This is a genomic window from Pseudoalteromonas sp. 2CM41L (genome assembly GCF_023161905.1).
Taxonomy (GTDB): Bacteria; Pseudomonadota; Gammaproteobacteria; order Enterobacterales; family Alteromonadaceae; genus Pseudoalteromonas; species Pseudoalteromonas atlantica.
The window spans coordinates 132061-146257 of record NZ_JALNTN010000007.1 but is presented as its reverse complement, the minus strand read 5'-3'; the positions used below and the strand labels follow the sequence as shown (position 1 = coordinate 146257).

General features: G+C 42.8%; 15 protein-coding genes and 1 riboswitch. Of the genes, 10 read left to right on the top strand and 5 right to left on the bottom strand.

Annotation, left to right across the window (positions count from 1 at the left end):
* Positions 1–36 precede the first annotated feature (36 nt).
* The 8 genes from MTF64_RS10965 to MTF64_RS10930 all read left to right on the top strand — a co-directional run bounded on the left by MTF64_RS10965 (position 37) and on the right by MTF64_RS10930 (position 7784).
* Complete coding sequence (locus MTF64_RS10965) at positions 37–441, top strand: acyl-CoA thioesterase (protein WP_004589047.1); 405 nt, start codon at positions 37–39, stop codon at positions 439–441.
* A 311-nt stretch (positions 442–752) separates the two neighbouring features.
* Positions 753–1151, top strand: coding sequence for an META domain-containing protein (locus tag MTF64_RS10960; protein WP_223230610.1), 399 nt, complete (start codon positions 753–755; stop codon positions 1149–1151).
* Positions 1152–1245: 94 nt separating this feature from the next.
* Positions 1246–1351, top strand: a riboswitch (TPP riboswitch).
* Between the two features lie 143 nt (positions 1352–1494).
* Complete coding sequence (gene thiC, locus MTF64_RS10955) at positions 1495–3447, top strand: phosphomethylpyrimidine synthase ThiC (RefSeq protein WP_248451356.1); 1953 nt, start codon at positions 1495–1497, stop codon at positions 3445–3447.
* Positions 3448–3502: 55 nt separating this feature from the next.
* Positions 3503–4504 carry an FAD-dependent oxidoreductase gene (locus tag MTF64_RS10950; protein WP_248451355.1) on the top strand — a complete coding sequence of 334 codons (1002 nt, stop codon included), beginning with the start codon at positions 3503–3505 and terminating at the stop codon, positions 4502–4504.
* 7 nt (positions 4505–4511) lie between these two features.
* Positions 4512–4706, top strand: a complete 195-nt coding sequence (gene thiS, locus MTF64_RS10945; RefSeq protein WP_096739084.1) for a sulfur carrier protein ThiS — start codon at positions 4512–4514, stop codon at positions 4704–4706.
* Positions 4707–4710: 4 nt separating this feature from the next.
* Positions 4711–5502 carry a thiazole synthase gene (locus MTF64_RS10940; protein ID WP_248451353.1) on the top strand — a complete coding sequence of 264 codons (792 nt, stop codon included), beginning with the start codon at positions 4711–4713 and terminating at the stop codon, positions 5500–5502.
* 13 nt (positions 5503–5515) lie between these two features.
* Positions 5516–7042, top strand: a complete 1527-nt coding sequence (thiE, locus tag MTF64_RS10935; protein WP_248451350.1) for a thiamine phosphate synthase — start codon at positions 5516–5518, stop codon at positions 7040–7042.
* Positions 7035–7784 carry a HesA/MoeB/ThiF family protein gene (locus MTF64_RS10930; RefSeq protein WP_248451349.1) on the top strand — a complete coding sequence of 250 codons (750 nt, stop codon included), beginning with the start codon at positions 7035–7037 and terminating at the stop codon, positions 7782–7784. Before thiE ends, MTF64_RS10930 begins: the two co-directional genes overlap by 8 nt.
* Positions 7785–8034: 250 nt before the next feature.
* On the opposite strand, the gene MTF64_RS10925 is transcribed toward MTF64_RS10930, so the two are convergent.
* Positions 8035–8961, bottom strand: coding sequence for a manganese-dependent inorganic pyrophosphatase (locus tag MTF64_RS10925; protein WP_054983913.1), 927 nt, complete (start codon positions 8959–8961; stop codon positions 8035–8037).
* A gap of 118 nt (positions 8962–9079) precedes the next feature.
* Here MTF64_RS10925 and MTF64_RS10920 point away from each other — a divergent pair, with 118 nt between their 5' ends.
* Both MTF64_RS10920 and mutM read left to right on the top strand, forming a co-directional pair.
* Positions 9080–9601, top strand: coding sequence for a hypothetical protein (locus MTF64_RS10920; RefSeq protein WP_248451348.1), 522 nt, complete (start codon positions 9080–9082; stop codon positions 9599–9601).
* A complete protein-coding gene (gene mutM / locus MTF64_RS10915; protein WP_248451347.1) occupies positions 9601–10410 on the top strand; it encodes a bifunctional DNA-formamidopyrimidine glycosylase/DNA-(apurinic or apyrimidinic site) lyase in 810 nt (269 codons plus the stop codon). Before MTF64_RS10920 ends, mutM begins: the two co-directional genes overlap by 1 nt.
* Positions 10411–10415: 5 nt before the next feature.
* On the opposite strand, the gene MTF64_RS10910 is transcribed toward mutM, so the two are convergent.
* Genes MTF64_RS10910 through MTF64_RS10895 form a run of 4 tightly spaced genes read right to left on the bottom strand, consistent with a single transcriptional unit; the run spans position 10416 to position 14011 of the window.
* On the bottom strand, positions 10416–10916 hold the full coding sequence (locus MTF64_RS10910) for a DUF3299 domain-containing protein (protein ID WP_004589066.1): 501 nt from the start codon (positions 10914–10916) through the stop codon (positions 10416–10418).
* 13 nt (positions 10917–10929) lie between these two features.
* Entirely contained in the window at positions 10930–12234 is a 1305-nt protein-coding gene (locus MTF64_RS10905) for an FtsX-like permease family protein (protein ID WP_248451345.1), read from the bottom strand.
* A complete protein-coding gene (locus MTF64_RS10900) occupies positions 12231–12929 on the bottom strand; it encodes an ABC transporter ATP-binding protein (protein ID WP_248451344.1) in 699 nt (232 codons plus the stop codon). Before MTF64_RS10900 ends, MTF64_RS10905 begins: the two co-directional genes overlap by 4 nt.
* 11 nt (positions 12930–12940) lie before the next feature.
* Positions 12941–14011, bottom strand: a complete 1071-nt coding sequence (locus MTF64_RS10895) for a CDP-glycerol glycerophosphotransferase family protein (protein WP_198401360.1) — start codon at positions 14009–14011, stop codon at positions 12941–12943.
* Positions 14012–14197 lie beyond the last annotated feature (186 nt).

The window sequence follows — 14197 nt, the reverse complement described above, 5'->3', positions numbered from 1 at the left end:
GCAGCGATTATACGTTAAATAATCAGGATTACTAATATGACCTTTAAAGTTGATTTTAAAGTGCGCCATTACGAATGTGACCTACAAGGAATTGTAAATAACAGTGTGTACTTTAATTATTTAGAGCATGCTCGCCATGAGTTTTTATTTGCAAATGGGGTTGATTTTGCACTGCTAGCAAAGCAAAAAGTTAACTTAGTAGTGATACGAAGTGAGGTTGATTATAAACATTCGCTTGTACCAGATGATGAATTTTATATAGCAGTTGAACCTGAGCGTATAAGCCGTATAAAGTTTGCGTTTAAGCAAACCTTAGTGCGTAAACACGACAACAAAGTAATGCTACAAGCCAAAGTTATAGGCACCTCGGTTAATGAAAAAGGGCGCCCTTTTTTACCTCCAGAAATAGATAATTTATTTAAAAATTACACCCAAGATTAGCGAGTATAATTTTTAGGGGCTGTGACCTTTGGCATTAAATTTAACCTAGTTTGTTTTAAAGCAGCGCCTAGGTAGTGGGATTGTTTATCGTAAATAGCGGGTAGCGTAGGTGCTGTTATCGAGCCCACTAAGTTACAAATCAAGCAAGGCGATTAAAGCCCCCTTACTGTGTACATGTTTTAATCTGCAAAGTTCAACACTCTCTAAACTATCATAGAACAAAAATTTACATTTAAAACATGCATTTTTAACGGATAAACCGCATAAAAATTGTTACTATTACGGTAATTAAATATTTAGTTAGAAATAGCATGAAATTAGCAGCACTACCGATGCTTTTAATCGGTTTATGTATTGGTTGTACAGCCACAGGGACGGTGACCACTGAGCAGCTAAAGTACACACAATGGCAACTATCAAAGGTTGATGGTTTAGCTGTGCCGGCCTCTTACAGTGCATCAATGAGCTTTATTGAAGCGTTGCAAGTAAACGGGTTTGCAGGATGTAATAAGTTTTTTGGTGAAGGCGAGCTTAAAGACAGCAGTATTAGCGTTAATAAACTTGGCATGACGCGTAAGTCGTGCGGAGCAGACGTTGATGCGCTAGAGCAGCAGTTTTTACAAGCGCTACGAGAAGGTGCAACGCTTACCATGCAAGGCTCACAGTTAGTTATGCAGGGCGATCAAACTTTTTTATTTATTGCAAAGTAGTGGCATGAGTATTTAAAACTGCCCCTTGCAGGCAATTTTTAACTGGCGTACACTCAACGCTGATTTGATAAAAATAGCAAATCAACGAACATAATTTTACTTGTCGGAGTGCCTTAAATAATTAAGGCTGAGATCGCGAAAGCGGGATCCGTGAACCTGATCAGGTTAAAACCTGCGTAGGGAACAAGCTGCCTAAAATGGGACGCTTGTGCGTCTTTTTTTATGCGCACAACAAAATAACTAGCCATTTTAGGCCGCAAAGCAGCGTAACCACTGCTTTACGATCTTTCTCTATTCCTTATGGAATATCTGACAAGACAACCCTTTAGCAATGAGGTAAGTCATGTCAAACACTACAAATAAGTCTACACGACGAGAAACGCGCGCTGCTGCGTCAGATTACATTTATAATTTAACGGGTCAGCCATTTCCAAGCTCACAAAAAGCGTATGTTGAGGGCAGCCAAAGCGGTGTACGCGTGGGTATGCGCGAAATTACATTAAGCGATACGTTTATTGGTGGCGATGAGCAAAACCCTGTGTATGAGCCAAACGATCCACTGCGTGTTTACGATACATCAGGCCCGTATACCGACCCTAACTTTGAATTAGACGTACGTAAGGGATTACCTAAATTTCGTGAGCAGTGGATAAAAGAGCGCAACGACACCGAAGTGCTCGACTCAGTCACTTCGCAATTTGCTCAGCAACGTATGGCCGATGACGGCCTTGATCATATTCGCTTTGATCATTTACCTAAAATTCGCCGTGGTAAAGCGGGCAAAAACGTGACGCAAATGCATTATGCTCGCCAAGGCATTATTACCCCTGAAATGGAATACGTAGCCATACGCGAAAACATGGGTCGTGCACAAATTAGAGAAGAGCTGCTAGCAGCACAGCATAAAGGCGAATCGTTTGGGGCGAGTATTCCCGATTTTATTACCCCTGAATTTGTACGCGACGAAATAGCCCGCGGTCGCGCTATTTTACCAAATAATATTAACCACCCCGAAACCGAGCCCATGATAGTTGGCCGTAACTTTTTAGTTAAAGTGAACGCGAATATTGGTAATTCATCGGTAAGCTCATCAATCGAAGAAGAAGTAGAAAAAATGGTGTGGTCTACCCGCTGGGGTGCCGATACCGTAATGGATTTATCAACCGGGCGTTACATTCACGAAACCCGTGAATGGGTAGTACGTAACTCGCCTGTGCCCATTGGCACTGTACCAATTTATCAAGCGCTTGAAAAAGTAAACGGAGTGGCCGAAGACCTAACGTGGGAGATATTTCGCGATACCTTGATTGAACAAGCCGAGCAGGGCGTTGATTACTTTACTATTCATGCCGGTGTATTGCTGCGTTACGTGCCAATGACGGCAAAGCGAGTAACCGGTATTGTATCGCGCGGTGGTTCAATTATGGCTAAGTGGTGTTTAGCGCATCATAAAGAAAACTTTTTATATACGCACTTTGAAGATATTTGCGAAATTTTAAAACAATACGATGTGTGTTTTTCGCTCGGAGATGGCCTTCGTCCAGGCTCGATTGCCGATGCCAACGACGAAGCGCAATTTAGTGAGCTACGTACGTTAGGGGAGCTTACAAAAATTGCGTGGAAACACGATGTACAAGTATTTATTGAAGGCCCAGGCCATGTGCCAATGCATATGATTAAAGCCAATATGGATGAACAATTAGAGCATTGTGGCGAAGCGCCTTTTTACACATTAGGCCCATTAACGACCGATATAGCACCAGGGTACGACCATATAACATCGGGTATAGGCGCTGCACAAATAGCGTGGTACGGCTGTGCCATGCTGTGTTATGTAACACCAAAAGAGCATTTAGGTTTGCCCAATAAAGAAGATGTAAAAGAGGGCTTAATTACCTACAAAATTGCAGCGCATGCGGCCGATTTAGCCAAAGGCCACCCCGGCGCGCAAGAGCGCGATAATGCATTATCAAAAGCGCGCTTTGAATTTAGATGGCACGACCAATTTAACATTGGTTTAGACCCAGAGCGTGCCCGTGAATATCACGACGAAACCCTACCGCAAGAGTCTGGCAAAGTAGCGCACTTTTGCTCTATGTGTGGCCCTAAATTTTGCTCAATGAAAATTACCCAAGAGGTACGCGATTACGCCAAAGATCTCGAATCACGCGGGATCGATCCTAACAATGTTGGTGATGCAATTGAGATCAAAATGGTTGATGTAGAAGCGCAAATGAAAGCGAAATCTGAAGAGTTTAAACAAACGGGCTCAGAAATTTACCACAAAGCAATATAAGCCAGTAACAGGCTAGCGGCTTATAGCTGCTAGCCTGTTACTAAAAGGAGGTTTTATGTTTTACAACATTGCTGTTGTGGGGTTTGGTTTAGCAGGGCGATTAGCCGCCCTTGAGCTTAGTAAGGCGCATCATGTAACCGTGTTTGAAGCCAGTGACGAACACACGCAAAATAGTGCCGGTAAAGTGGCTGCGGCAATGCTTGCTCCGCTTGCTGAGTCGGTATTGTGTGAAACGGATTTAGCCATCATGGGGCTAAATTCACTCAAGCGCTGGCCAGAGATAGTGAGCGAGCTTGAAGGCGAGGTTTTTTATCAGCAAAAAGGCACGCTGGTTGTGGCGCACCAGCAAGATAAAGGTGACTTACAAAGCTTTAGCCTGCGTATTAAGCCTATAGCAGGGCACAGCGCGCAGGCGTTAAATGCTCAGCAAATAACACAGTTAGAACCCGAATTAGCTAATCGTTTTAACCAAGGTGTGTTTTTACCCTGCGAAGGGCAAATAGATAACCAGGCCTTTTATAAAGCAAGCTTTACCATGCTTAATAAACGTAAGGTTAAGTTTGTTTTTAACCAACGCGTTAGCATTCAAAACGGCGAGGTGAATAACCGCGCGTTTGATTACATTATTGACTGTCGTGGCTTAGGTGCTAAAGGCGATAAACACCTTAGAGGCGTGCGCGGTGAAGTGGCTAGATTACATGCACCTGAGGTTAATTTAACGCGGCCGGTACGTTTAATGCACCCGCGCTACCCAATTTATATAGCGCCAAAACCTAATAATGAGTATGTAATTGGTGCAACTGAAATAGAGTCTGATGATAGCGGCCCTGCAACAGTACGCTCCACGCTTGAGCTACTTTCGTCGGCCTACACTGTGCACAGCGGGTTTGCCGAAGCGCGGCTGTTAAATATTCAAAGCGGGTTACGCCCCGCATTTAGCGATAACCGCCCTGCGGTTTTAAAAACAGGTAACGTAATTAGCATTAATGGCTTATATCGTCATGGCTATATGTTAGGGCCCGCCTTAGTGGCTGATGCGTTATCTCAAATAGGGTGAGTAATAAATGACTATAACAATTAATGGTGAGCTGCTAACTATTAAAAGTGCAATGCTTGTTGATGTATTACAAAATTTTGGTGCAAAGCCTCCATTCGCGGTGGCACTAAATGGCGAATTTATTCCACAAAGTCTGCACGCCAGCACCACAATTAACGAAGGGGATAGCATTGAATTGTTATCGCCTATTCAAGGCGGGTAGCATTATGCAAGGTAACGATTGCTTAACTATTTATGGCGAGCAACTAAATAGCCGTTTATTAATAGGCTCGGCGCTTTACCCCTCTCCAGCAGTGATGGAAGAGTCTATAAAAGCCTCTGGCGCGCAAATAGTAACGGTGTCATTAAGGCGCCAGCAAAGCGCTGCCGCAGGGGATGACTTTTGGCAGCTTATAAAAAACACCGGCCTTAAAATACTGCCTAATACCGCAGGGTGCCACAGTGTAAAAGAAGCCGTAACACTTGCTAAAATGTGCCGTGAAGTATTTGCAACCGATTGGATTAAGCTTGAACTAATAGGTGATGACTACAACTTACAACCTGACCCATTCGCATTGTTAGAAGCCACAAAAATATTAATTGATGATGGCTTTAAAGTATTACCCTACTGCACCGATGATTTAGTTCTTTGCCAGCGTTTAAACGAGCTAGGGTGTGAGGTGCTTATGCCTTGGGGCGCGCCTATTGGCACCGGTAAGGGGCTTTTAAATAGTTATAATTTAAAAACAATTCGTGAGCGCTTACCAAACACAACATTAATTGTAGATGCGGGGCTTGGTTTGCCTTCGCATGCCTGTCAAGCGCTTGAATTAGGGTATGATGCGGTATTATTAAATTCAGCGATAGCAGGGGCTGGCTGCCCAATTACGATGAGCCGTGCATTTAAAGCCGCGGTAGAGGCAGGGCGCTTTACGTATAATGCCAAAGCAATGCCTGAAAAAGACTTAGCAGCCCCCTCAACCCCTACAATGGGTATGCCGTTTTGGCATCAGCAGTAAGGAAATAAAGAGTATGAATAATTTAGTGTGGACAATTGCAGGCTCAGACTCAGGTGGTGGCGCAGGCATTCAGGCCGATATAAAAGCAATGCAAAGTTTTGGCGTGCATGGTTGTACTGCAATTACCGCGCTTACGGCGCAAAATAGCTTAGGTGTAGAGGCCATTAACGCGGTATCTACCGATATTATTGAATCGCAATTACTCGCACTCGAAAGCGACATGAAAGCCAAAGTAATTAAAATTGGCATGCTGGCTAATGTGCAGCAAATTCAATTGATAAGCGAGCATATAGCGCATTATAAAGCTAAATGGCCTGTACCGCCTGTAATTGTTTACGACCCCGTTGCAATTGCTTCAAGTGGTGATGTATTAACAGAGGAAGATACCGTAAGTGCCATTAAAGAATGCTTAATGCCGCTGGTGGATGTAATAACGCCTAACACGCACGAAACTCAATTATTAACAGGCGTATATTTAATTGGCCCAAGCGCCGTGAAAGACGCTGCTAAAAAGCTATTAAGCTGGGGCGCAAAAGCGGTTGTTATTAAAGGCGGGCACTGGGATTACCCAACAGGTTATTGTATAGATTACTGCACACAAAACGGCGAAGAGTATTGGCTTGGTAATAAAAAAATTCAAAGCCCTCATAGTCATGGTACAGGTTGTAGCATGGCCTCGGTTATTGCCGCGTGTTTAGCAAAAGACTACCCATTAAAAGATGCTTTTATTTTAGCTAAAGCTTATATAAATCAGGGCTTAAAGCAGTCAGTTAGATACGGCGAAGGAATAGGCCCTGTTGCACATACTGCTTTTCCTACACAGTTAGATGACTACCCGCAAGTAATAGAGCCTGGCAGCTGGCTTGGTGATGAGCTTGATTTTGATGTGCCGCTTGAATTTAATATGGCGGCTGATTTTGCACCTTGTGAGAGCAAAAAGCTGGGCCTATATGCTGTGGTCGATAGCCTAGATTGGCTAGATAAATGTTTGCAGCAAGGTATTACTACGGCGCAGCTTCGCGTTAAAAATAAAACCGACCTTGAGCTTGATGAGTTAATTAAGCAGGCTGTAGAGCTGGGTAAAAAGTACCACGCTCACGTATTTATAAATGACTACTGGCAGTTAGCTATAAAGCACGGTGCCTACGGCGTACACTTAGGCCAAGAAGATTTAGAAACCGCTAATTTAGCAGCAATTAAAGAAGCAGGTTTAAGGCTTGGGCTTTCTACCCATGGCTTTTACGAAATGTTACGTGCGCACAACTACCGACCAAGTTATATGGCATTTGGTGCTATTTACCCAACCACGACCAAAGATATGAGCGGCCAGATACAAGGTCTCGATAAACTTAAAAAGTGTGTGCTATTAATGCAAAGCTACCCAACAGTTGCCATTGGCGGCATAGATTTAACCCGCGCAAGCGAGGTGGCAAATACAGGAGTAGGCAGTGTTGCGGTTGTACGAGCAATTAGTGAAGCGGATGATTATATTGAAGCAATTAGTGCGCTAAAAAGTGCTATAAATCAGCCTAATGAATAAGCTTAGCGATAAAGAAACTCTGCGTTATAGTCGCCACTTATTATTAAAAGAAGTGGGACTAGAAGGGCAGTTAGCACTTAAAGCAGCCACAGTAGCAGTAGTGGGAGCTGGCGGGCTAGGTAGCCCTGCACTTTTGTATTTAGCTGCGGCAGGTATTGGTACACTTATTTTAATAGATGATGATGCGGTTGAGCTTTCTAACTTGCAGCGCCAAGTGCTGTATAAAGTTAATCACTTAGGGCAAAACAAGGTCGCGGCTGCTGGCAAAGTATTAACAAGCCTTAATAATCAAATAGAAATAATGACGCATTGTAAAAAGCTCGATGATAACAACGCAGGGGAGCTTTTAAAAAATGCCGACATAGTACTTGATTGCTCTGATAATTTTGCCACACGTTACAGTGTTAACCGTTATTGCTTTACTCATAAGTTGCCTTTAATTGCAGGTGCCGCGATTGCAAGTCGTGGGCAACTTATGGGCTTTGATTTTAGGCAAAACAATAGCCCATGTTATGGCTGTGTTTTTGCAAAAAGTGACGCCGCTCCCGCTGTAAATTGTAGTAATGCGGGTGTAATAAGCCCACTGTTAGGAATTATAGGCTCTATGCAGGCACAGCTTACGCTTAATATGCTGCTAGGGCATGTTGCAGGTAGTGTGTTTATCAGCTTTGATGCGCTGAGCTTAAAGCAACAGCAATTTAAAATGATTAAAGATATAAACTGCAAAGAGTGCGGTGAATAAAGTATGCGGTAATTCGCGGGGCTAAACTCGGGGTTAAGCCATGAGAAGCTGCGCTTCTAACGTAAGCAAGCTCTACGTCTACAGCTAAAATTAGCATCGTAGTTAAATTCATCTATAGGCGCCTTTCTTGCTGGCCCGTTGATATAAAATCTATTTACGCTTTTCCTTTTTTGCGTGAGCAAGCTTCACGCCTACCAATAAAAAAAGCACCGCGTTTATGATAAACGCGGTGCTTAATATTTATTTTTACTTACAGCTTGGCAAACACGTCTTGTAGTGGTGGCACTACTTGCTTTTTACGGCTTAATACGCCATCTAGCCATACTTTATCTTCGCTCGGCTTTTCACCGTAAGCTTGCTCTACAAGGTTTGCATCATCTGAAGCGATCAGCATTTGTGAGCCTTCTTTCATGATGTCGGTAAGCAGTAAAAATACTGAGTGGCGGTTGCCTTCAATTTTTAGCTTAGCAATATCGGCTTCTAAGTCTGCTTTAATTTCGTCAAACACTGCAAGGTCAATAACCTCTAGCTGGCCAATGCCTACTAGGTTACCGTTCATGTTGAAGTCTTTGAAGTCACGCATTACTAAGTCACGCACAGGGGTGTCTTCAACAGCTGACTTAACACGGAACATGTCCATGCCTAGTTCTTTAAAGTCTTCAATGCCGGCAATTTCTGCTAGTGCTTCTACACATTTAATATCAGCCGTTGTACAGGTCGGCGATTTAAAAATAACGGTATCGCTTAAAATTGCACATAGCATGATGCCAGCAATATCTTTAGGGATTTCTACGTTGTAGAAGTCATACATCATTTTAATAATGGTGTTTGAACAGCCTACCGGACGGATCCAACACTCAAGCGGTGTAGATGACGTTAAATCGCCTAGTTTATGGTGATCGACTACGCCAACAACACGAGCTTGGTCGATATCATCTGGTGCTTGTGTTTTTTCTGTGTGGTCAACAATATATACATCTTCGCCAGCGTAGCTTAATTTAAGCTCAGGTGCTTCGAAGCCAAATTTATCTAGGATAAATTGAGTTTCTGGTGACACTTCACCAAGGCGTGTTGGAATTGCTGGCTCATCGATTTGGTTTTTTAAATAAGCAAGTGCAATTGCACCACAAATTGAATCTGAATCTGGGATTTTATGGCCCACTACATACATAGACATTGACGGAACTCCTTTAAATTTGCCGATATTCTACCAAAGTCTGTGGCCTTTAACATATAGACAGTGCAATTAAGTTTTAGTTACACTTTAAAATCTTGAATTTACTGGGTGTATAAATATGCGACTGGGCCGCAAAGGTTGGAACAACGTTATTATTTTTTCGATGTTGATTATGATCTTCTTTTTAAATGGCTGGCATAAGCAGTTTTTAGGGGGCGAAGACGAGCCTACATTACAACCGGTACTGCCATTGCAAAGTTTTGTGTTAACACTGAGCTTTGTTGATCAGAAAATTGAACGTATTGGTACAAGTTGGCGTACAACCGCATTAAAAGAAAATACGCCCGTGAGGTGGGATTGGGATGCATCACAGCAGCAATTAGCTGAGCTAATTAACCATTGGCAAACGGCTGCGTTGATGCAGGTAAATGAGTCTGTTGTATTTAATCCAAACTCACCATTGTATGTGGCCACCTTTGAGTTGGCTGGTGAGCGCTTACCATGGGTTTATTTACTGTACAAAGGTAACGGTAAGTATTATTTGTTGGAAAAAAATAGCCAGCGCGTGATGGGGCTTGATTTAGCGACTGCAAAGCAGTTATTTCCAAGTGTTGATTTTTCAAAAAGTGAGTTGCATTAATGCCTGAATTACCAGAGGTAGAAGTAAGTAGACTGGGGATCACCCCGCATGTAGAAAACCAGGTGGTGACGAAGGTAAATATTTATAATGCCAGCATGCGATGGCCTGTGCCCGATGATGTTTATCAGTTAGAAGGGCAGAGGGTAGAGCGAATTGAGCGCCGTGCAAAGTATTTATTGCTGCACTGCGAATTAGGGAGTGCTATTTTACATTTGGGAATGTCGGGTAATTTGCGCGTTGTTGATAGACGCGAGCCGCTTAAAAAGCATGATCATGTTGAGTTTGTTCTTAGTAATGACAAGGCGCTGAGATTAAACGACCCACGCCGGTTTGGTTGCTGTTTATGGCAAGCACCGGGGGATGTTCATAAGTTACTCTCAAAACTTGGCCCTGAGCCGCTTACGGATGATTTTTTTGCAAAGCGTGTATACGAGCAATCGCGAAATAAAAAAGTCCCCGTGAAGCAATTTATTATGGATAACGCGGTGGTGGTGGGCGTAGGTAATATTTATGCCAATGAGTCGTTATTTAAGGCGGGAATACACCCAAAACGCGAAGCAGGCAAAGTATCGCTAAAGCGTTATCAAACCCTGATCCCTATTATTAAAGACACTCTAGCAGCGGCAATAACACAAGGCGGTACAACCCTTAAAGACTTTGCCCAAAGTGATGGCAAACCAGGTTATTTTGCACAGCAGTTGTTAGTGTACGGGCGAAAAGGAGAGGCGTGCGTAACGTGTAAAACGCCACTTGAAGAAATTAGGCTTGGGCAGCGCAGTACGGTGTTTTGTAAGCACTGCCAAAAATAGCCGTGTTATAGCTCAAACGGTGCCACACCGACGGCTTTCATTTTATAGCCCACTTGGGCTATTTCACCAGACCAGGTTTCGGTACTGATAACGCCGGTAACAACAATCGCATCATACAGGCTCTCTATGGGTACGCCGCCTTTTACTGTTACATGAACGATTTGATTTGGCGGCGGGGGCGGTACGTGAATACACGCGCCAAAGTATGGCACAAGCAAAAACTCAGTAATAACTTCACTGTCGCCCTCAAGTGGGACAACAAACCCCGGTAAGCTCACTGATTGGCCATTTAATGCTTCAACCACAGGAGCATCTAGCTCTGGTTGCACCCAGTTTTGTTCACTGCCTTCGTGGTTAGCCTGTGCTTGGGTATCTATTTGTACATGCCCTTGCGGGATTAAGTCTTCCCAAAAAATTTCTTTCGGCGGGTTTGCACTACTGACAAAGCTAATAAGTAGGCAGCTTACTAGCGTGCAGTAATAAAGCGCGGATTTAAAAAGTATCATGAAATTCCTAAAGTTAAGTTTTTATACTCATACCATCGCTAAGCGAATAAAAGTAAGCGCGGGTAGCTGGTATTAAGCCTATTATAAACCCAGCGGCCATAATAACGCCTATTAAAGTGAGTTCATAGTAAGAGAGCATGGCAATATTAACGCTTATGCCTGCATGGCTTTGCAAATAGCTGCTACTGATAAGCATAACGCCATAATACAAACCACAGCCAACTAGGCAGCCTAATAATGTTGTAAATAACGATTCCATGCTTATTAGTGTAAATAGCTGCCATGGCCGTGCGCCGACTGAGCGCAATATAGCAAGTTCTCTTCGGCGTTGATTTAAATTGGCCAGTAGTGTGGTCAACATGCCCAATAAACTGACTAATATAACAACGCCTGAAAACAGTAAGAGTACTTTTTCGACAATGGCGAGCATTTGCCACAGCTCTTTTAGAGTAACTGTGGGCATAATGGCCAGAAGTGGCTCTTTTTTGTATTGGTTGATATTACGCCTAATTTGCAATGTGTATAAAGGCGAGTCGAATCCCATTAAAAACGCAGTAATTTGACTTGGCTCACCGATTAGGTTGTTATGCTCATCGTGCTCATCGTGCTCATCGTGCTCATCGTGCTCATCGTGCTCATCGTGCTCATCGTGCTCATCGTCGTCATTATTCGCAGAGTGTGAACCACCATGTATTAAATCAATAGCTGCTAGAGGTATGTGTAAGGTTTTATCTACTGGCGTGCCAGTGGCGTTTAAAATACCGACGATAATGAATGGGTTGTCTTTATGATGATGAAAGCTCGTATTACCCATCCCGTGTGAGATTACTACGTTATCTCCTAGTGTATACCCTAAACGGCTCGCTACATCGCTGCCAAGTACCACCTGGTTTAAATGCTCAAACGCGTGGCCTTGTTGAAAACTTAACGTTTGTTTTTTACCAAAGCGATAGTGGGTAAAGTAATCACGGCTTGTACCTAGTACAGTTTGGCCTTTGTGGCTGTCGCCTAAACTAATAGGAATGCTCCATTTAACACCACGTTGAGCTGCGATGTACTGATAACTTTGCCAGCTCACCCCATTATTTGCGTAACCTATTCTAAATACAGAGGAAAGCAGTAATTGAATATCGCCTGTGCGGGCGCCTACAATTAGGTCTGTCCCAGAGATGGTATTACTAAAACTGGTTTTTGCATCCACGCGAATTCGCTCAATACTTAGTAAAAGCATCACGCTAATAGCAATGGTAAACAATGTGAGCAGTACACTTGCTCGGCGATTTAGCAAACTTTTATAAGCTAACTTAGTCAGGATCATAACTGCTCCTGCAAGCTAACTAGGCTAATTGCACGATTAAATAGCGGTTTTAATGTTTCGTCATGGCTTACAAAAACTAACGTACTGTTGGCGCGCTTAGCCTGTTCGAATAACAGTTTTATAAAGCTTTCTCTATTTGCGGTATCGAGTGCCGAGGTAGGCTCATCAGCAATTATAAGCTCTGGGCTGCCAATAAATGCGCGAGCGGCGGCAACCCGCTGTTGCTGACCAATGCTGAGCGAGGCAACATCTTTACTATGATAAGACTCACTTAAGCCTAATGCTGTTAATAAGCGTATCGCTTCTTTTTGTAAGCTTGGCTTGGGCTCTGTTGTTTGCTGTAAGGCTTTTTGTTTTCTGCTTTTTGAAAATTCACAACCAAGCGTGACATTCTCAATGGGTGTTAAATACGGTAATAAATTAAAGTTTTGAAAAATATAGCCAATATTCTCTGCTCTAAATACATCTCTTTGCGTATTGCTAAGTGTATTTAAATCACGATTTAAAATACGTATGTTGCCACTACTTGGTGTGTTTATACCTGCCAGTAGCGCAAGCAGGGTTGATTTACCGACGCCGCTGGGACCATGTAAAAAAATATGCTCGCCTTTATCAATTCTAAGGGTTGGGATATTTAGCGTAGGCTTGGCATCATTTTTATGCCATTTAAAGGTTACATTATCAAGCTCAATCATACAGTGTGGTGTTACCAACCCCAATAATTTAACATTTTTCTCATTTTAAATTGCCTAATAAGGTTTAGAGGTTTAGGTTTCAAATTATTATCGCTATGCAAAAATTCATTTGTCGCATTAAGTACACGCAGGCTAGATTGCCCATCGGTATAAGGATGAAGCTCTTTAGAGTAGTTGCTAATTGCTGCCATTAGCTCCTGTGGGTATGTAAGGGCGTAATCAATATTTTTTTCTACTTCTGAAGCTTGCGTAACATCTAATAAATGCGGGAAAGGCTGCCTCGTTCTATACGTTACTACCGGTTTGTTTTGTAATAAGAACATTTGCAAGACAGAAGAGGTGTCGCACAGCATAACATCTGCAGCTTTAAGTAAAGGCAGTACATTGTCGGTTTCTACAAAAGTTAAGTTTTCATTACTTAAGGCTTTGTATTTATCTACCCACTCCTGTGGCATTTTAGGATGAAATTGCACCAATATTCGCCATTTCCCTTGCTTACTAAAGTGCTTAATTTGCTCATAAAGCCTAGGTGCAAGTGTGAGCCTGTGTGAAAAGGTGGAACAAATAAGTAATGTCGGGCGTGCATCATTGCTTGCATATGGGTTGTCAGCTTGTGCTGTAAATAAGGGATCTAGAGTTGGCCAGCCAGTTTCAGCTACTTTGAAGTGGCCATGCTTTATGGCTGATTTTGCAAACCGCCTGGTGGTATTTGGACCTTGCGTACAATACAGGTCAAAGCATCCTCTGATTGCAAAATGCCCTTTTTCACCATTTGTATCTCTTTTATGAGCATCAAAACCATGAAATACAGCTACTTTTATCCCAGGGATGAATGTAGGTATTAGGTTAGCTGGGGCGAAAGTTGCGTCGGGTTTCCAAGTATGTACATCTTTTATAGAGTGAAGTTGCTGCTCATCATCATCTAAAAAGTCGGGGTTTACTTCATTACCCGCTAAAAACCACCGAACTTCTCCACCATGAGCTAAAATTTGCGCCTGAAGCGGCCTTAAAATAGCGTATGAATAATTTTGCGAAATATACATTAGGTATTTTTTATTTGCGGTCGCAGTTAGGTAGTCCAAGCGTTACTCCTCTAGTTAGCACGCTAAGTTTACCGCATTATTACAGTCATATAAATATTGCGTGGTTATTTAAACTGAGCTCTGGGTAATAAACCTATTTCTAGCAGCTATTTCAGCGCTAACTGCGTTGAGTTTACTTGCAATAGGCCAGCTATTGACGCGTAAATTCGCCTTACTTTCATTGAA